General features: G+C 39.3%; 26 protein-coding genes. 20 read left to right on the plus strand and 6 right to left on the minus strand.

Annotated features, from left to right (window positions below; translation table 11 throughout):
* Positions 1-18: 18 nt before the first annotated feature.
* The 11 genes from BW986_RS17565 to BW986_RS17615 all read left to right on the plus strand — a co-directional run bounded on the left by BW986_RS17565 (position 19) and on the right by BW986_RS17615 (position 10,810).
* On the plus strand, positions 19-948 hold the full coding sequence (locus tag BW986_RS17565) for a hydroxymethylglutaryl-CoA lyase (protein WP_076369171.1): 930 nt from the start codon (positions 19-21) through the stop codon (positions 946-948).
* Positions 949-1,130: 182 nt separating this feature from the next.
* On the plus strand, positions 1,131-2,432 hold the full coding sequence (locus BW986_RS17570) for a CitMHS family transporter (RefSeq protein ID WP_076369173.1): 1,302 nt from the start codon (positions 1,131-1,133) through the stop codon (positions 2,430-2,432).
* Positions 2,433-2,464: 32 nt separating this feature from the next.
* A complete protein-coding gene (locus tag BW986_RS17575) occupies positions 2,465-3,625 on the plus strand; it encodes a CaiB/BaiF CoA transferase family protein (protein ID WP_076369175.1) in 1,161 nt (386 codons plus the stop codon).
* Positions 3,626-3,669: 44 nt separating this feature from the next.
* On the plus strand, positions 3,670-4,533 hold the full coding sequence (locus BW986_RS17580; protein ID WP_179086107.1) for an HpcH/HpaI aldolase/citrate lyase family protein: 864 nt from the start codon (positions 3,670-3,672) through the stop codon (positions 4,531-4,533).
* A gap of 59 nt (positions 4,534-4,592) precedes the next feature.
* Positions 4,593-5,978, plus strand: a complete 1,386-nt coding sequence (locus BW986_RS17585; RefSeq protein ID WP_076369179.1) for an acyclic terpene utilization AtuA family protein — start codon at positions 4,593-4,595, stop codon at positions 5,976-5,978.
* Positions 5,950-6,282: an AtuA-related protein gene (locus tag BW986_RS17590; protein WP_076369181.1), complete on the plus strand. Its 333-nt coding sequence runs from the start codon at positions 5,950-5,952 to the stop codon at positions 6,280-6,282. The genes BW986_RS17585 and BW986_RS17590 overlap by 29 nt, the downstream gene beginning before the upstream one ends.
* A gap of 301 nt (positions 6,283-6,583) precedes the next feature.
* Positions 6,584-7,381, plus strand: a complete 798-nt coding sequence (locus BW986_RS17595) for a DUF2935 domain-containing protein (RefSeq protein ID WP_076369183.1) — start codon at positions 6,584-6,586, stop codon at positions 7,379-7,381.
* Between the two features lie 250 nt (positions 7,382-7,631).
* On the plus strand, positions 7,632-8,282 hold the full coding sequence (locus BW986_RS17600) for a GntR family transcriptional regulator (RefSeq protein WP_076369185.1): 651 nt from the start codon (positions 7,632-7,634) through the stop codon (positions 8,280-8,282).
* 114 nt (positions 8,283-8,396) lie between these two features.
* On the plus strand, positions 8,397-9,185 hold the full coding sequence (locus BW986_RS17605; RefSeq protein WP_076369187.1) for an SDR family NAD(P)-dependent oxidoreductase: 789 nt from the start codon (positions 8,397-8,399) through the stop codon (positions 9,183-9,185).
* A 34-nt stretch (positions 9,186-9,219) separates the two neighbouring features.
* The gene (locus tag BW986_RS17610) at positions 9,220-9,972 is read left to right on the plus strand and encodes an SDR family NAD(P)-dependent oxidoreductase (RefSeq protein WP_076369189.1); all 753 of its coding nucleotides are present in this window, start codon (positions 9,220-9,222) and stop codon (positions 9,970-9,972) included.
* A 52-nt stretch (positions 9,973-10,024) separates the two neighbouring features.
* Complete coding sequence (locus BW986_RS17615; RefSeq protein WP_076369191.1) at positions 10,025-10,810, plus strand: glucose 1-dehydrogenase; 786 nt, start codon at positions 10,025-10,027, stop codon at positions 10,808-10,810.
* Between the two features lie 189 nt (positions 10,811-10,999).
* On the opposite strand, the gene BW986_RS17620 is transcribed toward BW986_RS17615, so the two are convergent.
* A complete protein-coding gene (locus BW986_RS17620) occupies positions 11,000-11,155 on the minus strand; it encodes a DUF4021 domain-containing protein (protein ID WP_081395680.1) in 156 nt (51 codons plus the stop codon).
* Positions 11,156-11,382: 227 nt separating this feature from the next.
* Here BW986_RS17620 and BW986_RS17625 point away from each other — a divergent pair, with 227 nt between their 5' ends.
* Entirely contained in the window at positions 11,383-12,030 is a 648-nt protein-coding gene (locus BW986_RS17625) for a lysozyme family protein (RefSeq protein ID WP_076369193.1), read from the plus strand.
* 89 nt (positions 12,031-12,119) lie between these two features.
* Here BW986_RS17625 and BW986_RS17630 read toward each other — a convergent pair whose 3' ends face one another.
* The 4 genes from BW986_RS17630 to BW986_RS17645 all read right to left on the minus strand — a co-directional run bounded on the left by BW986_RS17630 (position 12,120) and on the right by BW986_RS17645 (position 14,678).
* Positions 12,120-12,671 (minus strand): ribonuclease FAU-1 family protein, encoded by a 552-nt coding sequence (locus BW986_RS17630; RefSeq protein WP_076369195.1) that lies wholly within the window; start codon positions 12,669-12,671, stop codon positions 12,120-12,122.
* A gap of 233 nt (positions 12,672-12,904) precedes the next feature.
* Complete coding sequence (locus tag BW986_RS17635) at positions 12,905-13,405, minus strand: VOC family protein (protein ID WP_142244675.1); 501 nt, start codon at positions 13,403-13,405, stop codon at positions 12,905-12,907.
* 325 nt (positions 13,406-13,730) lie between these two features.
* Positions 13,731-14,144: a VOC family protein gene (locus BW986_RS17640; protein ID WP_076369199.1), complete on the minus strand. Its 414-nt coding sequence runs from the start codon at positions 14,142-14,144 to the stop codon at positions 13,731-13,733.
* 66 nt (positions 14,145-14,210) lie between these two features.
* A complete protein-coding gene (locus BW986_RS17645; protein WP_076369201.1) occupies positions 14,211-14,678 on the minus strand; it encodes a DinB family protein in 468 nt (155 codons plus the stop codon).
* Between the two features lie 385 nt (positions 14,679-15,063).
* On the opposite strand from BW986_RS17645, the gene BW986_RS17650 reads away from it, so the two are divergent.
* Positions 15,064-15,444 carry a VOC family protein gene (locus BW986_RS17650; RefSeq protein ID WP_076369203.1) on the plus strand — a complete coding sequence of 127 codons (381 nt, stop codon included), beginning with the start codon at positions 15,064-15,066 and terminating at the stop codon, positions 15,442-15,444.
* Positions 15,445-15,526: 82 nt separating this feature from the next.
* On the opposite strand, the gene BW986_RS17655 is transcribed toward BW986_RS17650, so the two are convergent.
* Positions 15,527-15,850 (minus strand): 2Fe-2S iron-sulfur cluster-binding protein, encoded by a 324-nt coding sequence (locus BW986_RS17655; RefSeq protein WP_076369205.1) that lies wholly within the window; start codon positions 15,848-15,850, stop codon positions 15,527-15,529.
* Between the two features lie 268 nt (positions 15,851-16,118).
* Here BW986_RS17655 and cdaS point away from each other — a divergent pair, with 268 nt between their 5' ends.
* The 7 genes from cdaS (at position 16,119) to BW986_RS17690 (ending at position 24,958) form a co-directional block, all read left to right on the plus strand.
* Positions 16,119-16,745, plus strand: coding sequence for a sporulation-specific diadenylate cyclase CdaS (cdaS, locus tag BW986_RS17660; RefSeq protein ID WP_076369207.1), 627 nt, complete (start codon positions 16,119-16,121; stop codon positions 16,743-16,745).
* A gap of 278 nt (positions 16,746-17,023) precedes the next feature.
* Positions 17,024-17,770 (plus strand): type I methionyl aminopeptidase, encoded by a 747-nt coding sequence (map, locus tag BW986_RS17665; RefSeq protein ID WP_076369209.1) that lies wholly within the window; start codon positions 17,024-17,026, stop codon positions 17,768-17,770.
* Between the two features lie 245 nt (positions 17,771-18,015).
* The gene (locus tag BW986_RS17670; protein ID WP_076369211.1) at positions 18,016-18,768 is read left to right on the plus strand and encodes a PadR family transcriptional regulator; all 753 of its coding nucleotides are present in this window, start codon (positions 18,016-18,018) and stop codon (positions 18,766-18,768) included.
* Positions 18,769-18,873: 105 nt separating this feature from the next.
* Complete coding sequence (locus tag BW986_RS17675; protein WP_076369213.1) at positions 18,874-20,121, plus strand: GTPase family protein; 1,248 nt, start codon at positions 18,874-18,876, stop codon at positions 20,119-20,121.
* 115 nt (positions 20,122-20,236) lie between these two features.
* The gene (locus BW986_RS17680; protein ID WP_076369215.1) at positions 20,237-21,379 is read left to right on the plus strand and encodes an acyl-CoA dehydrogenase family protein; all 1,143 of its coding nucleotides are present in this window, start codon (positions 20,237-20,239) and stop codon (positions 21,377-21,379) included.
* 211 nt (positions 21,380-21,590) lie between these two features.
* Positions 21,591-22,862, plus strand: a complete 1,272-nt coding sequence (locus tag BW986_RS17685; protein WP_076369217.1) for a sensor histidine kinase — start codon at positions 21,591-21,593, stop codon at positions 22,860-22,862.
* Between the two features lie 107 nt (positions 22,863-22,969).
* Positions 22,970-24,958 carry an acetoacetate--CoA ligase gene (locus BW986_RS17690; RefSeq protein WP_076369219.1) on the plus strand — a complete coding sequence of 663 codons (1,989 nt, stop codon included), beginning with the start codon at positions 22,970-22,972 and terminating at the stop codon, positions 24,956-24,958.
* Positions 24,959-25,222 lie beyond the last annotated feature (264 nt).

The following is a 25,222-nucleotide window of genomic DNA, read 5'->3' on the forward strand; positions in this document are numbered from 1 at the left end:
TGAGGAGATGAAATAAAAATGAACTTACCAAAACGTGTTGATATTATAGAATCTGGACCAAGGGACGGAATTCAAAATGAAAAAATCTTTATTCCAACTGATGTGAAATTGCAATTGATACATGCGCTGAGTGAGACGGGAATTAAAAGAATGGAGGCTACTTCATTCGTTTCACCTAAACATGTACCACAAATGGCAGATGGAGCCGAAGTTTTTAGAAATATCAACAAACGAGAAGATGTGCAATACATGACCTTGATTCCAAATAAGAGGGGATTTGATTGGGCTAAAGATGTAGGGGCAACCAGTCTGGCCTTGTTTGTTGCGGCAAGTGAGACGTTTAATAAAAAAAATGTAAGGATGTCCATTGAAGAGTCCTTATTCCAGTTATCCTCTGTTGTAGAGGAGGCTAAGAATAAAAATATGTTCATACGGTTTCATATCTCAACTGCTTTTTATTGCCCATATGAAGGTCCCGTTCAGGAGGAAACAACCCTTAGTCTTGTTCATACGTTAGAAAAATTAAATGTGGACGAAATTGTGCTTTGCGATACAATAGGCCGGGCTAATCCTAAGCAAGTATATCAATTGTTCGGTAAAACCTTGGACCTCTCACCCTCAGCGAAAATAACAGCCCATTTCCATGATACTTATGGTTTATCAAAAGCGAACTCATTAGCAGCATTGCAAGCGGGTATCACTTCTTTTGATACTTCCATAGGAGGATTAGGTGGTTGCCCCTTTGCGCCGGGAGCAGCAGGAAACGATGCAACTGAAGACTTTGTATTCATGCTACATGAAATGGGAATAGAGACTGGTATTGATTTTAATAAACTAATGCAATGTGTAACTCTGATAAAGAAAATGACGAATCGTACATTGACTGGCCACCTCCATAAAATAGCAAATCCATACTCCTCAGATAATAACACCAAAATTAAATTGTAAAACAGTTTATTCATAAATATATATCACTCCCTCCATAGAGCAACTTGTAATTTCTCTTCATGACAAGGAATGTAACCGTTTTCTCAGAGAGTTTGAAAGGATTTTTAGGTATTTTCTTCAATTCCTTTCGTTTGAAATGGATATAAGGGCTACAAATAAATCATTTACAAGGGGATATGTGAATGGCTATTTTAGGGTTTCTGATGATTGGTACATTTCTTTATTTAGTAATGTCAAAACGTGTTTCTGTTTTAATCGCTTTTGCACTTGTGCCGATTATATTTGCACTTATCGGCGGATTTGGTTTGGAAATAGGAAAAATGATGTTGGATGGAATTGCAAAAGTTACACCGACAGGGATTATGATTGGTTTCTCCATTTTGTACTTTGGTTTGATGATCGATAGGGGCTTATTTGACCCAATGATATCCCGCCTAATTCGATTTGCAAATGGAGATCCTCTCAAAATAGTTATGGCCACGGCTATCATAACTTTAGTAGTTGCTTTGGATGGGGACGGATCAGCAACTTTCATGATAACAGTCACGGCTTTGTTGCCAATTTATAAAAGGCTCGGCATGAGCTCACTTACTTTAGCTGGAGTAGTAGCGTTGGGTGCGGGTGTCATGAATATCATTCCATGGGGAGGGCCGCTGGCTAGGGCAATGGTTTCCCTTGGGGCGGAATCCACTGAATTGTTTAATCCCATTATTCCAGCCATGTTAGCTGGGGCTGTTTGGGTAGTATTTGTATCGTATATATTTGGTATGAGAGAACGTAAAAGAATAGGCATAATTAAGGTTAACAAAGGCGATTCAATGGAATCGGGAGAAATCGCGGCAACACTAGAAATGTCATCCAGTCTACCGAAATTATATTGGTTCAACTTAATCTTAACTATTTCTTTGATTGTTGCTCTAATAATGGAAATAATTCCAGTGCCCGTCTTATTCATTGTTGCGTTCGCCATTGCTTTGTTAGTGAACTTTCCCGACGTGAAAAAACAGCAAGAACAAATTGCTTCTCACGCCCAAAGCATGGTTATGGTATGTACTACCATATTCGCGGCTGGTATTTTTACAGGAATACTTTCTGGAACTAAGATGATTGACGCAATGGCCGTTTCTATGGTTTCAGCTATACCGGATTGGCTGGGAGGACATCTACCAATCCTAGTAGCCGTGGTCAGTATGCCTTTAAGTTTAATATTTTCTCCTGATGCCTTTTATTATGGGCTACTTCCGGTCCTAAGTGAGGCCGGGACAGCCTTTGGAGTTGATCCAATAGAAATTGGCAGGGCTGCTTTATTAGGGAACGGGACAACGGGTTTTCCCTTGAGTCCATTAAATCCGTCTGTATTTGTCCTAATTGGATTATGTAAGGTCGATTTAGGAGATCTTCAGAAAAAGATTTTTTTCTGGGCTTTTGGGAGTACTATCGTGATGACAATCGTGGCATTGCTTACAGGGGCAATACCTCTTTAACAGGTTGAAAAATTAAATTAGGGAGTGGTTCAATGTTACCTCTTGAGGGAATTACAGTTGTGTCATTAGAACAGGCAGTGGCAGCTCCCTTTGCTTCTCGCCAATTGGCAGACTTGGGAGCGCGTGTGATAAAGGTAGAGAGGCCTGGATCTGGAGACTTCGCACGAAACTATGATTCAACCGTTCACGGAATGTCGAGCCACTTTGTCTGGCTCAATCGATCGAAAGAATCCTTGGCGCTTGATCTAAAACAGGATGGAGCAAAGCTGGTTCTGGATAAACTGCTCTCGGAGGCGGACGTATTCATTCAAAACTTGGCACCCGGCGCTGTTGATCGACTTGGTTTTAGTTCCACTGTCCTCAAAGAAAAATATCCTCAACTTGTGATTTGCGGAATTTCAGGTTACGGTACGTTTGGTCCTTATATGGATAAAAAGGCATACGATTTACTCATTCAATGTGAGGCGGGAGTCGTTTCCATTACTGGAACAAGAGACAATCCATCGAAAGCAGGCATTTCGATTGCGGATATTGCAGCAGGCATGTATGCGTACTCTGGTATATTGACTGCACTTATTTCTCGTTTTAGGACAGGTAAGGGAAAGGTAATGGAGGTCTCAATGCTTGAGGCATTGGGAGAATGGATGGGATATCCACTTTACTATTCTGGGTATGGTGGGACGGATCTGAAGCGAACTGGGGCAAATCACGCAACGATTTATCCTTATGGTCCGTTCCTTGCAGGGGATGGAAAATTAGTCTTCATGGGCATTCAAAATGAACGAGAGTGGGAAAGCTTTTGCACACAGGTGTTAGAAAAATCTGAATTAATTACTGATAGAAGGTTTCATAGTAACGCATTCCGAGTTACTAATAGCAGTATTCTGAAAGAAATGATTGACGCTGTTTTTCAAAAAATGAACTCGAGTGAGATAATTGAAAAACTTGAAAAAGCAAAAATTGCGAATGCCCATTTAAATACGGTAACAGAATTCATAAACCATCCACAATTGAAAATCCGGAAACGTTGGCAAGAAGTCGATTCTCCCGCTGGAAAATTAAACGCACTCATACCTCCTGTGACTTTCGAAGATGTTGACCCAGTTATGAATCCTATACCGGATGTTGGCGAGCATACAGAGTCGATACTAAAGGAGTTTGGATTTGAAAACCAAATCATCGGAAAAATATAAGGTATTAACTTCCTAATGATGGAAAAATGAAAAGGGGTGAAGTTATGATTCCTCGGACATGGATGTTCATTCCTGGATCTGATGAAAAGAAATTAAAGAAAGTCCAGCAATTATGCGCCGATGTATTCATTTATGATTTAGAAGATGCTGTTTCTCCAGAAGGAAAAAAAGATGCAAGAGCTTTAGTAAGGAAATATATCAAAGCGAATCAGGAAAAGGAAAATTTCATCAGAATAAATGGATTCCACACACCATATTTTTACGATGATTTACTTGATCTAATCGATTCCGGCTTGACAGGAATTGTATTACCGAAAGCTGAGACAAAAGAAGAAATTATGTCTTTAGATCATATATTAGTTGAAAGGGAGTCTAAAAGGAATCTAAATAAAGGCCAGATAAAAATTGTTCCTTTAATAGAGTCGGCTCTAGGACTATATAATTCTTATGAAATCGCATCTGCTAGTCAGAGAGTTCAGCAGCTTGCATTCGGTTCCATGGACTATGCATTCGATATAAAAGCAATAATAACGAAGGATGCCCATGAATTGCTTTATGCAAGATCCCATTTGGTTGTTACTTCCAGGGCTGCGGGAGTTGGACCTCCTATTGACACGGTTTATGTTGATATTAAAAATCATAAAGGCTTCCTAGCCGAAACCCAGCTTGTTAAGGAGCTTGGATTTCAAGGGAAATTAATCATTCACCCTGATCAGGTCGATCTTGTAAACCAGGTCTTTGCACCTAACCCTGAAGAAATTGAGGAAGCAGAAAGAATTGTAAGAGCGTTCGAACAGGCATTAGCCAAAGGGGAAGGCGTTTTGCAGCTTGAAGGGAAAATGATTGACCTTCCTATTGTAGAACGTGCTAAGCGTACCCTTCAATCAGTTAATTTATATCAATTGTGAAATTGAAACGATCAAGTATCGCTCCAGTTCGGACTTGAGCATGAAGAAAGGACTTTATTATGAAGAAGGTTAGAATTGGTTCAGGTGCGGGATACGCGGGAGATCGCATTGAGCCAGCAATGGAATTGATTCAAAAAGGAGATTTGGATTATATCATTTTTGAATGCTTAGCCGAAAGAACAATTGCCCTTGCACAGCAGGCGAAAATGAAAAATCCAGATGAGGGGTACAACCATTTATTGAAGTATCGTATGGAAAAGGTCTTATTACTATGTGTCGAGAATAATGTCACATTAATCACCAATATTGGAGCAGCAAACCCTCTCGCAGCCGCTAAGGTTGTTAAGAATATAGCAGAGGAAAAAGGCATCAGTAATTTAAAAATAGCAGCTGTAAGTGGAGATGATGTATATCCGAACATTGGAAAGTACATGGATTGCACAATAATAGAAACCGGAGTTCCATTGAAAGAGTTGAAGTCTTCCATAATTTCTGCAAATGCCTATATCGGAATTTCTGGAATTGTTACCGCTTTGCAGGAAGGGGCAGATATTGTAATTACGGGCCGGGTATCAGATCCTTCATTAGTAGTTGCACCACTTAAGCATGAATTTGGTTGGGAAGATACAGATTATGAGCTTCTTGGTAAGGGGACAGCCGCTGGTCATTTACTCGAGTGTGCAGCCCAAGTGACCGGTGGTTATTTCGCAGATCCAGGGGATAAGGATGTTCCTGACTTATGGAATGTAGGTTTTCCGATCGCCGAAGTACAGGAAAATGGAGACTTTTTATTAAGCAAGCTTGAGGATTCGGGAGGCATGGTTACGACTGCTACCGTAAAGGAACAGATTGTATATGAAATTCACGACCCAACCCGATATCTTACTCCCGATGTTATCGCTGATTTTTCTGAAATAGAAGTGATAGAAAAAGAAACAAACCAAGTGCAAATTAAGGGAGTGTCTGGAAAAGAGAAGAGCGGTTACTATAAAACGAGCATCGGCTATTTGGACGGATATATAGTTGAAGCAGAAATTAGTTACGGAGGTTCAGGTTGTTTAGGAAGGTCAAGACTGGCGGAAGAAGTAGTGAGACACCGGTTGATTCAGGCTAATATTGAGATTCAAGAAATGAGAATTGATCATATTGGTTCTAATTCGCTTTATCGATCTTCTATTTCGGCACCGTTGTATGACAAGGAAAGACTATCGGAGGTACGATTAAGGGTGGCAGCCAGGACTGCTGATAAAGGAGCCGCTAATTTGATCGGCCAAGAGGTGGAAGGTCTATATACTAATGGGCCTGCTGGAGGCGGTGGTGTTCGGGTTAGTGTCCAAGAGGTTGTATCAATTGCCTCAATTCTTATTCCTAGCGATGATATTACAATCGACGTAACGTACGAGGAGGTCGACAAGAATGAAACTCAAGCAAGTCACTCACTCTAGGTCAGGGGATAAAGGAAATATTTCAAATGTTTCCGTCATTGTCTATCATATGGAAGATTTTGAAAAAGTAAAAAAACAGGTAACAGCAGAAAAGGTTAAGGATTTCTTTCACGAAATAGTGAAGGGTGATGTGGTTAGGTATGAACTGCCGAAAATTGGCGAATTGAATTTTGTTATGCAAAACGCATTAGGTGGAGGAGTCACAAAATCACTTTCTTTGGATAGACATGGAAAAAGCTTGAGCTCTGCTCTCATGGATATGGAAATCGATATGGAAGCTGATGTAAATGACTCAAATCATTAATTTTCTTACGAAGGCGAGCCAATTATTCAGGGGCTCGTTTTTTGTATTCCGAAATTTTTGGGACGATATAAGTCAATATAAAAGTTCTAGGAGATATTCTTTTGAAATCCGACCTAATATATAAGCTGTAATAAACTTTGATATACATCCAGGGTGCAGGTTACCTTTCTCTTTTCGCTTAAGAATGATAATCATTTAATATAAATTTGCTGACTTTTTTTATTTTTTGTTCATATGTATATCCTTAAAGGAATAAAAAATCATGAATGCAATCGCTACTTTTAATTATGGGGGAGAGCGAATGAACGAGTTTTTGGAGAAAACAGCAAGATACGAGCATCGGTTTTGGCTGCAAATCTTAGGAGACCATGGCAGGTTCATCCATGAGTCTTTAGCTCCGGTTGAAGTGGAAAATATTGAAATTGCCTCAGAATTCATTCAAATTTTTGATACTCTCCTTGGTAAAGCCAATTCGGAAGAGATTTCGCAACTTACTGCCATGGCAGAAAAAGAGGCATTAAGATTTCGTGAGTTTAAGCTAAGCCTACTTAAAGAACATCTGGTGGGTAAAATAAAAATACATCTTTCACCTTCATTCATTAATCATATGGTGAACGAATTAGAAGAATATTTAAGATTATTGAAATACTTCAATTCAAATCAAATGCCGCCTGTTTTTCATGAGCTTCATCATCATTTGCTTTGGCTTTTAGATGCAGCTGGGCATGCAAGTGCAATATCATCCAATATGGATGAAGTTGAAAAAAGATTAAAGGAGAAAAGTGACCATTATAAAAAACATTTTAATGATTTTTATTTAAAAGCTGTTGAAATGGCTGGATATTTACGAACCAATCTGTCAACATTCCCAGCATTGGAAAAAATGAATCAGGACGTTACATTGGAAATTAAATTCTTTCAGCACTTTCTGCTTGAATTGGAGGAGCTTGACCTTAGTGCGCAGGCTCTTGGAACATTTTCACCATTAATGGCCGATCATATGTGGCGTGAAGAATGTTATTATTTAACGAAACTCGCTGAATCGACAGACACGGAAAAGCCAAACTGCGATCCAGCGAAACCTAGGCTAGTGGAATAAAAAAGTGGACCATAGAGCCCTTTCTATAAAAGGGGCTCAAATCTGTTGAATATAACTTCAAACTCAGTAGGATATTTAACTCTTCGAAGAAGCGTTCAGTCATCTTGTCTTTCTGAGCTTCGCCTGGTTTAATACGTTTTTCTTGGTTGGTTAACATTACGGGGTGTAATTTTTAAGGAAGTTAATTCCTATCCTTATGTTATACTAAAAGAACTAAAAATCAATTATAGAAGTATAGGAGTGCTGAAAGATGTTTGGAAATCCTTCCAATTTGACAGATGGCATTTATTTTGGAGAATCGTTACCACAACAAATCGCTAAACACATTTTAAAAAAAATCATTGAAGGGGAAATAGAAGCTGGAGAGAAAATCGTCGAAGAAGACATTTCCAAGGAATTGAATACGAGCCGTGCACCAGTACGCGAAGCCCTTTATCTATTGCAGGTTGACGGTATTGTTGAGAGGATGCCGAGGCGGGGAACAATCGTCAAGCCATTTTCACAAAAGGAAATCATTGAATATAATGATGTTACGATCGGGCTGATCCAGATGGGCATTGAATTTTCCCAAGGAAGGTGGCACGAAGAGAATAAGCAATCTTTACGAAAGCATTTGGAAAGTGCAACGGATGAGTGTGTGAAAAGTAATGTAATCGAGTATCAAAAAAAAGCTGAACAGATATTTCGATATATTTTTTCAATCGCTAATAACAAAGCATTATCAAGATTTTTTGAGGAAGCCAGTCATATCCTCATGGTTTTTGCCCAAAGTCAATGGAATACAGAAACGATGGAAAATTTCCATTTCAGATTAAAAATGTCTATTGAGGCTATTATCGAAGACGATTTCGTTAAGGCAAAAAATGAAATTCATGAAGCTCTGAATCGTGGAGTGATGTAGAGTCTTTGACTCTAAAACCAAATTGTCGACAATCGACAAAAATAGTGTTATGATGTAATCGTATTCAAACAAGAAATATCATCACCAAGATCAAAGGGAGAAAGGGAGAATATTATGCAAGCATTTGATTTTACAGAAAAAGTAGCAATTGTTACCGGCGGCGGCGGGGGTATCGGCCGGGCAGCTTCTATTACACTTTCAGATAATGGAGCCAAAGTGGTTGTTGTAGACCTTTCTGAAGAGGCTGGCATGTTAACGGTAAATGAAATCAAAGGAAAAGGCGGCGAAGCAAAGTTCGTTAAAGCCGATGTTACAAATGAAGACGATATAAAAAATTATGTTCAAAAAACGATAGATTCTTATGGAAAAATCGATATTTTCCTGAATAATGCAGGGTGGGAAGGCAAAATCATGCCTCTTGTCGATTATCCTACTGAAGTTTTCGATCAATTAATGTCAATAAATGTACGCGGCGTTTTCTTGGGTTTGAAACATGTATTGCCCTATATGATTGAACAAAAAAGCGGGGCGGTCGTAAATACAGCATCTGGAGCCGGTTTACTCGCAACGCCAAACATGGTGGCATATGGTGCAAGTAAACATGCGGTTCTTGGAATGACGAAAACTGCAGGTGTCGAAGTTGCTCCCCATGGTGTACGGGTGAATGCCGTCTGCCCAGGTGTCGTCAACACGGCTATGATGCGGTCGATTGAAAGCGGATTTGGTCAAGGTGATTCCGCGGCAGCTGAAACGGCTAGAAAACAATTGGAAGCAACAACTCCGGATGGTCGGTATGCTGAGCCTCAGGAAATTGCAAATCTAATGATGTACTTAGTATCAGATCTTTCCAGCCACATAACAGGTCAAGAACTTGTAATCGACGGCGGGGCCATTTTAATCTGATAAGCAATAAACTTTATTATAGGGGGACGAATATATGAGTTTAAAAGGAAAAGTCATAGTAATTACAGGAGCAGCCAGCGGAATTGGAAAGGAAACGGCATTTAAATTAGCTGAACAGGGAGCTATTGTCGTAGCGGCTGATTACAATGATGTTGCTGCTAAAGAAACGGCTGAAGCCATTCAACAAAAGGGAGGCACGGCTTCTTTTGTGAAAGTGGATGTAGCTAAAGCGGAAGAAGTGGAAGCGATGGTAGAAGCTGCAGTTGCCAATCATGGCACCATCGACGGCATTTTCAACAACGCTGGAATTGGACTAGTAAAACCATTTTTAGAGATGGATCCAGAGTCTTACCACAGAGTCGTTGATGTTGACCAACACGGCGTTTATTATGGCATGTATTATGCGGCAAGGAAGATGGTGGAGCTTGGGGTAACAGGCGCAACGATCGTCAATACAGCCTCAATATATGGGACGATGGTTTCTATCGGCAGCTTTAATTACCATGCTGCAAAAGCTGCAGTCATTGCCATGACTAAATCTGGAGCAATTGAACTTGCGCAATTTGGGATTCGTGTTGTCGGTGTTGCACCAGGTTTTATCGAAACGCCGATCATTGGTGATGATCAAGAGTTCCTGGACAGTTTGGCACAACTTCATATGAGGAAAAAATTGATTCAGCCAGAAAAAGTTGCTGAAGTTGTAACGTTCTTGTTCTCCGAAAAAGCGGATGCCATTAATGGACAAGTCATTCCTGTTGATGATGGATTCTTAAGCTTTAAGGGGTAATCATTATTATCAAATAGATTTTCCAGATAACTTAAAAAGGGAGTTTTGACATATGAACAAACGATTCGATGGCAAAGTAGTAATCATTACAGGTGCAGGATCAGGGTTAGGACAAGCAGCCGCATTGGAAATGGCTAAAGAAGGAGCTAAACTTTCATTAGTTGATTTAAACGATGCATCTTTGGAAGCAACAAAAAAATTAATCTTTGAAATTGCACCAAATTCAGACGTGCTTCTGGTCACTGCAGATGTATCGGATGAAGAAGCAGTAAAGAACTATGTGGACCAAACAGTCAGCAAATATGGAAGAGTCGATGGTTTTTATAATAATGCGGGTATCGAAGGTAAACAGGCACCTACAGCTGAATATGATAGCAACGTTTTCAACAAAGTAACGGACATCAATATTAATGGTGTATTTTATGGTATGAAATACATCCTGCCAATCATGAAAGAACAAGGATCAGGGGCAGTGGTGAACGTTGCTTCTGTAGGCGGAATTCGTGCGGTACTTAACCAAGCTGCGTACGTTGCAAGTAAACATGCTGTAGCAGGATTAACAAAAACAGCTGCCATAGAATATGGTCAATACGGAATCAGCATAAATGCCATTGCACCAGGAGTAATCTTAACAGCGATGGTAGAAGGTTCATTCAGGCAAATAGGCGGGGAGAATTGGGAAGAAGCAATGGCGGATTTCGTCAGTGTGAATCCTAAAAAACGCTTTGGTAAACCTGAAGAAGTCGGCCGTTTAGTCGCTTTCTTATTATCAGGGGAATCAGAGTTCATCAACGGGGTAGTCATTCCGATTGATGGCGGACAATCTTCACAATACTAATTGAACAAAGGGAGTGGCAGCATTTGGTCACTCCCTTTTAATGGTATCCTTTATAGTTAATGACCAATGTAAAAATCCGTTTATAGCCTAAATGCGAACCTTTAGAATAGATTAAAGAAGCTCAAAATAGATGAACTCATTAAAAAAACGCCATACAAGGCGCTTAACAAAATTTCAAGAAATCAATCGTCATTTTTCTTTATCATGAAGCTTATCTTCATATTCAGTTTCCAACATACCATACAGACCATTCATTTCTTGTTCATCAGGATCTGCCCCAAACTCATTTCTATTTTTTATCTTTTTATCATCAAGAATTTCTTCTTTATCATTTTTCCTATCCATACATATCACCTCCACACAATAGGGTGTCTCATTATCTGAAAAAACATACGCTGAGTGACCAGGTCTTTTTAAGTTTTCTTGCGTTTATGTTAAGAGTTAAAGATAAAATACTAATTCAATGCTAGTAATCTCATTTTCAAGAACATTTAATTGGTATTCTAAATAGTTATTACTCTTACTATTTGTTAAGATATAAATATATAACTTAGAGATAACGGAGAGAGATTGTGAAGAAGAAACGTAAGAAATCAAAGAATGTTTTTGTCATTTTTATCCTCATCTTTGCATTTTTGCTAATAAAAGAGATCATGCGAACCCCCAATTACGAAAATGTTTCCACATCAGTAAATACGCTTGATTCTTTTGCGAACGTGAAAAAGTATAGTTCACTTCTCAGGGACGAGTTGGCTAAATACGGTCTTGAGGAGCATACTTCGACATTGATTGCTTTGATGCAGCAGGAAAGCCGAGGACGGGGAGGTGACCCAATGCAGGCATCTGAGTCAGCGGGTCTTGATCCAAATTCGATCACAGATCCAACGGAAAGCATTAAGTATGGAGTGAAACACTTTAAGAGAATCAATGAATATGGCAATGAAAAGGACGTGGATTTTGCCACGATCATCCAAGCATATAACATGGGAATTGGTTATATTGATTTCGTTGCGAATAAAGGTGGCAAGCATACTGAGGAGCTTGCGAAGAAGTTTTCCATGCTTCAGGTCGAAAAAAACCCTTCCCTTTATGATTGCGGCGGAGACAAAGAAAATTTTCGATACCCATATTGCTACGGTGATTACTCATACAGTGCGAAGGTATCTAAGAACATTGAGGAGCTTGCCGACAGTATATCGGCTCAAGCTGATGGTGAGTGAGGGAGAACAAAAAGCCTACTGAATGAAGTAGGCTTTTTGCTCATTGTAAAGGTTTCAATGTTGTGGAGTTAAAAGAATCAAAACCAATGTCATTTGTTGTTCAACCATGGAAGGATGTCTTTATGTTTATAGAGTTTCTCGGATTCTGAAATGGTTTGTGATAGAAGAATATCAATGGAATCAAGTATAGAGTTTAGGGCTAGTTTAACAGAACCACTCTCATATTGCTCTAATGGCACAGGTAACTCTTCCTCGTCTAAAATAAAATGTTCCCCATCCGGAAGCACCAAGATATCAATGATTAAATCCTCAAAGGATACCAACTTATCCTCCATATATGTATTCCTTACAATATTAAAATAGGATCCTAAATAATGCCCTTCGTTATCTCTCCAGATGTATAAATTATAAGGACGGTCTTTCCAATAATGAGCAATCGTATAACTGCCTATAGGAATGGTTAGTTTTATAGGACCCGCTTTCATCGTGAACGAATCCATGATTTCATGAAAAAGCACGACATGTTGATATTGTGCTTTTAACAGCAAACAGCTATGTTCCACAACTAAGGAGTCATAGCGGATTTTTCTTTCTATTATTTCATCTCCACGCTGAAGTTCTGGTGTAAATTTATTGTCCATCGTTTCTATATCTCCCTTAAAAACTATCTAGATCATTCATTTCATTATACTTAATAAGGTTTTTCTTTTCTAAAAAGGAGATCGCCAGGAAAGTGAGGAGTAACAACTTTTAGGAAATTCCAATATCAAAATTTAATTTAAACACCTGCAGTACCGAGAAACTAGGCTTTATTTACTTCAAAACGTATACTTGTGGAATAAACACAACATACAGGATAGTTGTTTCATGGAACCTATCCTATATACGCCTGCTTTAAAGTTTTTATGTCAATTTTCTTCATTTGGAGCAACGCTTTCATAACTCTTTCTGATTTTTCAGGATTGGAGTCGTTCACCATCTCGGTTAGTTCCGCAGGAACAATTTGCCATGAAACGCCAAATCGATCTTTCAGCCAACCACACACTTGCGCTTTTTCGTCTCCGCCTTCGGAAAGTTTTTCCCAATAAAAATCCACATCTTCTTGATCCTCGCAATTGATGATAAATGATATGGCCTCTGTGAATTTGAATTGAGGACCGCCATTCAATGCTACGAATGCTTGTCCTTCCAATTCAAATTCCACTGTCATCACTGATCCCTCTGGCTTCCCGTGGATTTGATTTCCTTCATTTCCATAACGAGTGATTCTACCAATTTTAGAATTTTCGAAGATGGAAGTGTAGAACATTGCCGCCTCTTCAGCTTGAGTATCAAACCACAAGTTGGTAGTGATTTTTTGAATTTTGTTTTTCAAATTTTTTTCTCCTTTCATGTTTAGCGGTGGGGTATTAGGGAGCCGGGAATTTATTCGATAAGATTAAATATCTTGAAGGTACCCTATTACTATACACCATTTATTAGGGACCAAGAAAATGATGTAAGGGTTAGGGTGAAGTTATAAACCGTTCTGAGAATTCAAGTTTTACTAGTCAATCATTTAACGAATAACTTTCCTTATGCTAGTTACATTATCTTTGTTCCTGGTGAAGGAAAAACAAAAAAGGATATAGAAACTTTTCACCAGTGAAAAGACCTATATCCAATTTGAAGAATAATCAATAAAGGGTCATGTTCATTTTTCAGCTCTCGAAGTTAAATTGCCATTTGATTCCGAATTTATCGGTTAACTGACCGTAAATTTTACTCCAGAATGTTTCTTGGAGCTCAAGACCAACCGTGCCGCCCACACTTAGTTTGTTAAAAATCGATTTAATTTCATCCACGTCATTACCGACATATGCCAGGCTGATATTATTGCCTTCAACAAAGGGCATACCAGGAAAAGTATCGGAAAACATGACATTGCTTCCATTAATATTCAGCCTTGTATGCATGACTAAATCTTTCGCTTCTTCTGGAAGGGGAAATTCCGGATTAGCAGGTGTTTCCCCGAAGGTCATGATATTTGGTTGTTCGGTTCCAAAAACCTCTGCGTAGAACTCTACTGCTTCTCGACAATTCCCATTGAAATTAAGATATGCATCAATTGACATTTAGCTCACTCCATTTTTTTTGTTTTTTATTCGTTGCTACAAGCATTATGACATCATGTTTCATTATTACCTGACGAAAAACTCCGGTGGTTCAATTCCGAGTGTTCTAAGATAGATATAGCCTTGTCCCCTATGATGGATCTCATTTTCCAAGGCGTATTGAAGCCTATCAAAGTGGCTTTGTGCGGGACCGAAAAAGGGATCCTTTTCTACAACTGCGAGCGTTTCCTCGGTCATTTCCTCCCACAGTTTCCTAGTATCATCCCTTACTGCTTCGCATGTTGAAACTAGTTCCTCTTTGGTGGTAATTCCAGCAAACGAATCTGGATACTCCCAAACACTAAGTGCGATGCCACGCATATATCCAGTTTCAATGTTCATGATTTCTTTAACCATCTCTGCGAAAGGGCGAAGCTTCCCGGCCGGGCTATAGTGAAATAATTCCTCTTCAGGAAAGGCTTCAACCACCCGCATCGTTAATCTCCTGTTGCCTTCCAATATATTTAACAAACCCTCTTTCGATAGAACCACCATTTCACTCTCCTTTGAGAAATACTCTGTATAGAAGTTCTGGGGAAAATCGAAAAGTCCTGCAACTCCTGCAAATTTCTGAATGTAAAGTTTGTACAGCTTTTTTTACTACTGGGGGCAGCTTCCTAAAAGTATCATTTTCCTTATACACTTTATGAAATGAATAGGAGCATTAAAACAGAGACGTTTTTTTACTTTTAGAGATATAAAGTTATAGTAGCGTTAACTGTGGTAGCGTAATATCTGGAAGGGAATTCTCATTTGGTAAATATTGATTAAATCTTTTATTTATTATACGATTCAATTAGTTATATATTTCCAACCAACAATATGCTTATACGTAATGGATATCATTCATAACGGAGTCACTAGAAAGGGAGAGAAGCAAATGATTAACAAAATCGGTCAAATCATGTTATATGTAAATAACCAAGACGAGTCATTGAAATTTTGGACGGAAAAATTCGGTTTTAGTGTAATTTCTGAAGAAGATAATGGCCAAGGGCTAAGATGGATTGAAATAGCCCCAACTAAGGAAGCACAAACGAGTATCATCCTGCATAATAAGGAATTCATTGCTAAAATGCAGCCGGAATTAAATCTTAATACACCTTCGTTAATGTTTTACTCGGATAATCTTGATGAATTATATAAAGATTTTTCGGAGAAGAATATCAAAGTTGGGGAACTTGTGAAAATGCCATCTGGAAGAGTCTTCAATTTTGCTGATAATGAAGATAATTACTTTGCGGTCATGGAAAAGAAGTAAATCATTTCCTAAAGATAAAAGAACATCAAAAAGACTAGAAAAACTATTTTTTAGTCTTTTTGATGTTTTTTGATACTACTATTTAGTCTGCAGCAGGCCTTGGCCCAGCAGGAACTCCAGAGTTCTCAACCGTCTTGATCGGCCGAACGGTTATGTCTCCATTCACGTAAATTTGACAAGATAGACGCAAATGATCTTCCATTCCTTTTTCCTCAAAGACCTTTTTTTCTTTATGTGTGACCTCCAAAAAATCACCTGCCAATATTTCCACTCTGCAAGTTGTACATTTAGCCTTCCCGCCGCAGCGGTGAAGAATATTAATACCGTTATCCTCCAATGCTAATACTAGCTTTTTTCCATTTTCCACTTCAAACGTTCCTTGGTCAAATACTGTTACGTTAGGCATCAAATACCACCTCTTATTTTAAGATATCTTTCAATAGGTCATTAACATATCTATTCTTTTACCTTGTCCATATGACATAAAAAAATGTGAAGTCATTACTGATTGATAGTCAAGATGAATAATTAATTACCTTGAAGACAAACTTTAAGTACATTCATAATTATAAATTTAACAAGGCATAAATAGAGCTAGGTAAAATAAGAATGGTCTTTTAGAGGCCAATTAAGATTTATTGAAAAAGAGAGTGAAATAATAAAAAGGGAGGTGCATGCCTGTGACTAATGGCAATTGTGATTTTTCACCAATGAAACAAATGTTAAAAGAGGAAATTCGCCAAGTAATATCGGCATTACAGGATAACTTAGAAGCAATGGGTAATGAAAATTATTGTCTCCTTGGAAATTTCGAGAAAATAAAGGATAAATTTGTATACATCGATATGAAAGCAGCAACCTTTTATTTGAACTGTTATTTGTCACCGTTTACGGACAAATATCCCGAATTATCAATTTGCGTACAAAATTTGTCGAACTTGAGACATGGCGGGTTGATTGTGATTCAACGGGGAGATCCTCTTGATTCTTTGATCCAACCAGGTATTTCAATAGGAGCGGAGTTAACCCATTCTTTATTGGAATCAATTTTTTTCCCTGGAAATCCACTACATGATGGTGCTGTATTGGTTAGTCAAAATCAAATTGTTTCTGCAGCAAATGTCCTTCCGCTTTCCGAAAGATCAACAGGGGGAAAAAAACTTGGAACACGCCATCGCTCTGCTTTAGGTTTATCTGAACGAAGTGACGCACTAGTATTGGTCGTATCAGAGGAAACAGGAAGAGTTTCATTTGCGTTTAATGGGAATCTGTACCCAATTAATGCTCAAGGGCCTATATAGAATTTTTAAGATCATTAAGTCCCATGGTGATGATAATGTTCTAGGTAATTCACACCTGGAATATTCAATTGTGTAAAAAACGGAAACGTTGGCTTCGATTTTTAACACTTTTGTAATTCAAAAGCTTATTTTTCTCCGAATTACAGGTACAGAAAAGGTCATGAATTATTTAACCCGGTGATTTTTACCGGGTTTTTGGTTGCTTTTTATATAAAAAAAGGCATATGATAATTAAGGAGTCTCAATCAGAAAAGTTATAAAACGAAAGAGGATTTTAAATGATAACCATTAAAAGTGAACGAGAAATAAATTTGATGCATGAAGCGGGCAAACTTCTTGCTGCGACGCATAGAGAAATCGCCAAAATGGTAAAACCGGGCATCACGACTTGGGAAATCGAAGAGTTTGTCGATAAGTACTTGGCAGAGCATGGTGCTACACCTGAACAAAAGGGCTATAACGGCTACAAATATGCAACGTGTGCATCAGTAAATGATGTAATCTGCCACGGCTTTCCCCAAAAGAAAGCCTTAAAAGAGGGTGACATCGTTACGATTGATATGGTGGTGAACCTTAACGGAGGTTTGGCGGATTCAGCTTGGACATATGCAGTCGGTGAAGTTTCCGATGAAGCTCAGCGTTTAATGGATGTAACAAAGAATGCTTTATATAGAGGCATCGAAGTTGCACGGGCAGGAAATCGTCTTGGGGACATCGGGCATGCAATCCAGTCATATGCAGAAGGTGAGAAGTTTTCTGTTGTCCGCGATTTTACAGGACACGGAATCGGTAAAACCATGCACGAGGACCCAACCGTCCTACATTATGGTAAGCCAGGTAAAGGTGCCCGTCTAAAAGAAGGTATGGTCATCACGATCGAGCCAATGTTGAATGCGGGAACATGGCACATGAAAATGGACCAAGACGGCTGGACGGCGAGAACGGCAGATGGAAAACTTTCCGCCCAATATGAACATACCCTCGTCATTACAAAAGAAGATCCGATTATTTTAACGGAACAGTAAACAAAAAGAAGAAACGGCCTTATCATGGGCCGTTTCTTCTTTTTGTTATATTAAAATATTTCACAATAAACCTCGACAGAATATTCTGAATTCCCTCATCCCACAACAGATCGAATTCGAAAAATTAGTACTAGGCAGTTAGGCATTAAAAACTTTACTATTATGTGGGAGCACAGGATAATAAGGGGAAGGAAGAAATAATTAATAATATGTTATATAAACACTATATAAAGGGGGTTTTGACAGTGAAGAAAGGGGAGAAACTGTCTGCAACGGTTGAAACGGTTGGGTTGAGCCAGCGGGAATTTTTAACGATTTTTTTACTACACTCTTTGAGAATAAAAGCGAATTATCCAAGGGCGATTCATCAGGACCTAAAAAATACGTTCACTGGAAAAGTGCATAGCTATGACTATCTATGTAAAATATCCAATACGCTAGTCGAATCCAACCATTTATCATTATATACGAATAAGGGAAGAAATTATTATCAAATTACTGAAAAAGGCAAAGAGCTTTACATATGGTACCAAGAAAATTTCCTGGAACGGTTTTCCGAAGTGAAAAAGGTCATTGATCGCTTCATGTTCGATTTAAGGGGTTCTGGTGAAAACCCACCGGTTCTTAATGAGCTTCCTGAAGAATACAGGTCGTATTTCTCGAAAATAATATCGGTGAAAGACCTTGTCCGTTATGTAACTTTAAAAGCCGCTTTCACTAAAAAGCCCATTTACATGGGGGAAATTGGAGATCTGCTTAAAAATCAGTTCGGTTGGATCGCTTCAAACGGCTATTTATACGATTTATCTCATGAAATGGAAGAGAACGGCCTTCTTGTCGGCAGGTGGGAAAGTGAAAAACGAACTAAACGATATTTACGAATCACCGATGAAGGACAGCATCATTACAAACAGATTGCGGATTCTGCCGCCTTTCAAGTCCAGGAAATCCAAAAATACATGGCCAGTGTCGTTATGTTCTTAAAAGAAAAGAGCTAAATGAAAATAAGAAATGGGCCCCTTAAGAATGAAGTTACATGCTTAAATTGAATCGTTCAAGGGTAAATGTTACTTAAAACACTTCTTAACAAGGGGGAATGACTGATGGTGGAAAAACACGATGAAATGGGAAGCATATTCAGTTTCATTAAAGGCCAGGTAGATAAGCTGCCCATTTCACAATCGAAAAAGAACAAAATGCTGGACCAGCTCTTAAAGCTTAAAACGATGACAGTTGATGCAAGGGAACCGAGAATTGCTCTTGTCGGAAGGCGAGGGTCCGGAAAATCATCACTGATCAATGCGATGTTTGGTCAGGAACGGCAATATGTCAGTTCCGTTAAATCTGGAACGGGTAAGGGAAAATGGCTTTGGTACCCGAGTGATGCCGAGCCCAAAATCCGTTTACTGGACTCCCGGGGGCTGGGAGAGAGCGAAGCTCCCACGGAAGAGTTCGAAGAAGAAACACCAATGGATGAATTGATAAAAGCAGTGACCGAGGAACAGCCTGATGTGTTTCTTTTCTTGATTAAAGCAAAAGAAACGGATTCACGGATTGAAGAAGATTTAAAAGAATTGAATAAGCTGCGCAAAATCGTTAAAGAGAATCACCATTATGATGTACCCGTCATCTGTGTGGTCACACAAGTGGATGAATTGGATCCCCCACATTATAAACAAGCACCTTTTGATGCCAATCCTAAGAAAAAACAAAATATTGATGAAGCCATCGCTTTGATGTCAAAACGATTTAAAGAGAATGATATACCACTATTGAACATCATTCCTACTTGTTCGTATATTGATTTTGATGAAAGCGGAAATATTGAATACGATATGCGCTGGAACATAGATTTGCTTTCTGATTACTTGATTGAGGCCTTACCCAGTGAAGCGAAGTTGAAGACCGCCAAAGCGATGCAGAGCCAATTCGTTAAGAAGAAATTCGCGCGGACGATAGTTGGAACGTTTACAGCAATAGCCGGTTTAATAGGGGCAGAGCCAATACCTTTTGCCGATTTTCCCATTTTGACTGGCATTCAAGGTTTGATGATTGTGGTGATTGGTTTTATCGCGGATAAAGAAATCAATACAAAAACGGCAAGTGAATTCATTGCTGCATTAGGGATCAATGTTGGAATCGGTCTCCTTGTCAGGGAAGGTGTCAGGGCTGCAGTCCGTTTCATCCCAGGAGCCGGTCTAGCCGTTTCCGGTGCGGTAGCTGGCGCGGTCACATATGGAATCGGGCAAGCGGCGATAGCTTACTTTCTCGAAAACAAAGATATTGATCAGGCGAAGGAAGCTTACAAGAACGCGAACAAAGAATATAAAAATGAAGACATTGACTCTTAATGCGCAGATTCAAACCATAAACTACACTAAGGTGATATGATAAAGTGGAGTTCGCAGTTCTGTTTCTGCTGCTGGATGGTTCAGGATTTTGTTTACTACAGGAGGGATGATCTTCATGTCGTTTTTTCAATCACAGAAGCAAAAAGAATATATTCAAAAATTAGAGGAAGCGATTCAGTCCTTTACCGGCCGATCTGAAGCGCTTGATGATTCAAAGGGATTTCCTTTTGAAAACATTCAGGAATTAAAGGAATTCGGATACCCCCAATTAACTTTAGCAAAAGAGGATGGAGGATATGGCGGTTCCTTATATGATTTTCTCCTATGCCAAGAAAAAATAGCTCAATATTGCGGCCCAACAGCCTTAGGAATAGGCTGGCATGTCGGAACGGTCCTATCCTTAACGGAGAAGAGACCATGGGAAAAAGGAGTCATGAATGAATTGTTCGATGAAGTGTCGAAAGGCGCTCTCATCAACACGGCAGCATCTGAGGCTGGCACAGGAAGCCCGACGCGCGGAGGCCGACCGGAAACGATCGCTATCAAAAAAGGTCAACAATGGAATTTGAATGGCAGAAAGACCTTCACTACACTATCTCCCGTCCTTGATATTTTTCTAGTAACGGCATGGGTTCCCGAGGATGAGCGGCTAGGCACATTTTTAATTCACCGTGATGTAATGGGGGTAAGTATAGAAGAAACTTGGGATATGATTTCCATGCAGGGGACAGGAAGTCATGATCTGGTGTTAAATGACGTCAGCCTGCCTGAAAAGTATTATGTCATGAAAAGCAATCCTGGAGAAAAAAGAAAACCTGAAGCGTGGCTATTACATATACCTGCTTGCTACTTGGGAATCGCAGTGGCTGCCAGAAATTACGCAGTCGAATTTGCGAAAACCTATTCTCCCAATAGCTTACCAGGACCAATCAGGGACCTTCCGAATGTTCAACGGACAATTGGGGAGATGGAACTGGAATTGGGCGAAGCACACCATTTCCTCTACTCTGTCGCAGAAAAATGGGTCCGGCACCCTGAAAATCATGATGAATTATCGAAGCAATTGGGTGCTGTTAAGTTATCGGTCGTCAACAAATCGATTTCCATCGTCGATAAAGCGATGAGGGTCGTCGGAGCCAAAAGCTTACAACGAAATAATCCCCTGCAACGTTACTATAGGGATGTACGCGCAGGGCTTCATAATCCTCCGATGGATGATGCGACAATCACCATGCTCGCAAAGTCAGCTCTTTATTAAATTCGTACTCGGATATTTTTGATGGCACTGGAATGACTTCGTCGTTTCAGTGTTTTTTCTATCCTTGAATCATCCCGCTTTCTTCTATGTTCCAATAGCTGCATCTTTTTTTAGTCCAGCATCGAAATTTCACTAGCTTATCATTCTCTATCTTGTTATTATTGAAATACCTGTCTAAATCTTCGAAAAATATCGAAAGTTCGGTGTAAAAATGAATCTTATGACAAAAGATTTACTGATTAACTTTTTAATAATCCTTTTTCCAATCTTTTTATTGCAAATGAGCTATCTAGTGAAGTACGTATACCGTTTAGATGCATTAAAAGGATCCTTCCTATCGATTTTCCCTATTCTTTCACTTGTTCTATGCATGTTATTTCCCGTTGTTATAGAAGAGGATTTTGTTTGGGACCTTAGATGGATCCCTTTTCTTTTAGGCGGTTTATATGGAGGCTATCGGTTAGGAATCATATTGATAGTCATCACTCTTCTTATTCGCTATTTATCAGGTGGGGAAAATGGATTTTATATCTCATGCATCACTTTTCCACTCATTGGTGTTTCCGTGTTTTTTATATCTAAATACTATCTAAAAATGTCTGTCAGTAAAAAAATCTGCATGGGTATATCATTAATATTCATTGTCCATATTCTCACACAGTTTATTTCAACAGTAGTATTTGAACTTCCTATCGGTATAAGTCTATGGAAACAATACTTCTCGATCCATGTCATAGGAATCATTGTTGTAATTTTATTATGGGAAGTCATCCTCACTAATTTTCAGGTTCTCGAAAAATTAGTGAAAGCGGAAAAATTGCAGGTCGTCAGTCATCTGGCTGCAAGCATATCTCATGAAGTCAGAAATCCCCTTACAGTTACCAGGGGATATATTCAAATGTTAAGTGAAGATGTGTCTTCCCATACAAAGGTCAAATATGCAAATATTGCACTGAATGAATTAGATCGGGCCACGGATGTCATTAATGATTATTTGACGTTTGCTGCCATAAGCCCTGAAAACACAGAGCGATTAAGGGTATCCGAGGAAATTCAGCATGTCGTGGACAGCATAAAACCCTTTGCTAATAACAATGGAATAAAATTGAAGTTTTCCCTACTCGAAGATAGGGCTTATTATGTCATGGGTGAAAGGAAGAAATTCCAGCAATGCTTATTCAATATCATAAAGAATGGAATAGAATCGATGGACCATGATGGCGAAATATACATTCATTTATTTCATGCAGCCTCCACCATCCAAATTAAGATACAAGATCAGGGAATTGGAATGACACAGGAACAAATATACCGTTTAGGTGAGCCTTACTTCACGACAAAAAATAAAGGGACGGGATTAGGCATGATGGTTTCATATAGCGTTATCAAAAGCATGGAGGGAACGGTACATGTAACAAGTGTACAAGGGAAAGGGACATGTTTCTCTATTAACCTGCCCATACATAGAAACGAGCTTATTTAAGTTTAGTGTAAATTGACGGTTTTAAACTCATAGATTACAATTTAAGTAAACTACCAATATTATGAAATGATTCAATAACGCATTTGATACCTAAGGGAGATGAAGAAATGAAATCGCTTACAGATGGGCAAATCATTTGGGAACCGACAAAGGAACAAATCGAGCAAACGGTATTGACTCAATATGTGAAATGGTTAAAAGAAAAGAAAGGTTTAACATTTCATGATTATCATGAATTATGGAAATGGTCGGTAGATGAACAGGAGGAATTTTGGGCTTCAATTTGGGATTATTGTGAAGTAAAAGCAGCCAGGAAATATGACAGGGTTTTAGCGGAGCAATCAATGCCTGGTGCGAAATGGTTCGAGGGGGCAAGGCTTAATTATGCTGAAAATGCATTATTGAATGATCAAGAAGGGAAAACGGCGATTTTTTTTCGCTCCGAACTTATCAGACAGCAAGAGGTCAGCTGGAAAGAGCTGAAAGAAAAGGTAGCTTCTGTCGCCCATTCATTAAGGAAACTTGGTGTGAAATCCGGTGACCGTGTTGTTGCCTATATGCCGAATATTCCTGAAGCGGTCATAGCTTTCTTGGCAACAGCAAGCATAGGTGCCATCTGGTCCAGTTGCTCACCTGACTTTGGGGCAAGAAGCGTCATAGATCGGTTCAAACAGATTGAACCGGTTGTATTACTGGCAGTTGATGGGTATCAGTACAACGGAAATGTATATGATAAAACATCAGTCGTCTCTCAGCTTAAACAGGAATTGGCTACCGTCAAGCATACCGTGTTGGTTCCTTACATAGAAAAAAAGAATTTGGAAGTGAATCTCTCAGATATGATTGCTTGGGATGATCTTTTAAAAGAAAAGGCAGAATTATCTTTTGAAAGTGTTCCGTTCGATCATCCGCTGTGGATCCTTTATTCATCAGGTACAACCGGGATGCCAAAACCAATTGTACAAGGGCATGGCGGCATATTATTGGAGCATTTTAAATCAACAAGAATCCATCAGGGCATGACTTCCGAGGATACTATATTCTGGTTTACGACGACAGGGTGGATGATGTGGAACCTCCTTATGGGCGGTTTGCTTAACGAAGGGACCATCGTCCTTTATGACGGCAGTCCTTCTTTTCCGAATATGGATGCCCTTTGGGAATTGGCGGAAGATACAGGCATGACTTTCTTTGGAACAAGTGCACCTTTCCTTACTAATTCCATGAAGTTAGGTAACAAGCCCATGGAAAAATATGATTTATCCAAATTGAAAGCTCTTTTTTCCACTGGAGCTCCATTGTCTGGCGACGGTTATAAATGGGTGTATGAGAATGTCAAGAAGGATATCTGGCTCAGTTCATCCAGTGGCGGAACCGATGTTTGTGCCGGATTTGTTGGTGGTGTTCCCACATTACCCGTGAGAATCGGAGAGATACAAGGAAGGGCATTAGGTGTTTGTGCGGAAGCCTTTGATGAGCATGGTCAAACATTGATAAATGAAGTCGGTGAACTTGTCATTACCAAACCGATGCCGTCCATGCCGTTATACTTCTGGAATGATCAAGACGGTTCACGATACTACGAGAGTTATTTCGATACATATCCTGGCATATGGAAACATGGTGATTGGATAAAAATCGACGACAAAGGCAGCTGTATCATTTATGGACGTTCCGACTCGACCATAAACCGTTCTGGTGTACGGATGGGAACTAGCGATATCTACCGGGTCGTCGAAGCGATCGACGAGGTGATGGAAAGCCTTGTCATAGATAGGGAAGTGCTTGGCCGCGGATCATCACTGCTGCTGTTCGTTGTTCTTAAGCCCGGTAAAAGCCTGGATACAGCATTGACGGCAAAAATCAAGGAACAAATCAGAGGGCATGTGTCCCCTCGCTTTATACCTGACCAAATCCATGTCGTTGAACAAATTCCCAAAACGTTGAACGGAAAGAAAATGGAAGTCCCGATACGTAAAGTGTTATTAGGTTTCGAGTTTGATAAAGTAGTCAATGCAGACTCCATGGGAAATCCAGAATCGCTGCAGTTCTTTAAAGAATTAGCTCTCGAGTTGAAGGAGAAAAAAATATTCTAGCAATCAGACGGAGCAATAAGCTCCGTCTATTTTTATAATGCTTTAGAACGATCTTGGTGATAAACGCGGGACTTTCTAAGGAATACGCAAATGAACCCCCGTTATAATTGGCCATCTATGACACGAAAGGCAATATGTTTGTGTAGATAACTCGTATAATGCACCTTTTCCCGATCAATCATTTGGACTTTCCTCCATCTGAATAGAATGTGTACTGCTGGAAATTTTCTTGACAATTTTAAAACAGATGAATAGAATAAAATC

This window comes from Peribacillus simplex (assembly GCF_900156045.1).
GTDB classification, from domain to species: domain Bacteria; phylum Bacillota; class Bacilli; order Bacillales; family DSM-1321; genus Peribacillus; species Peribacillus simplex_D.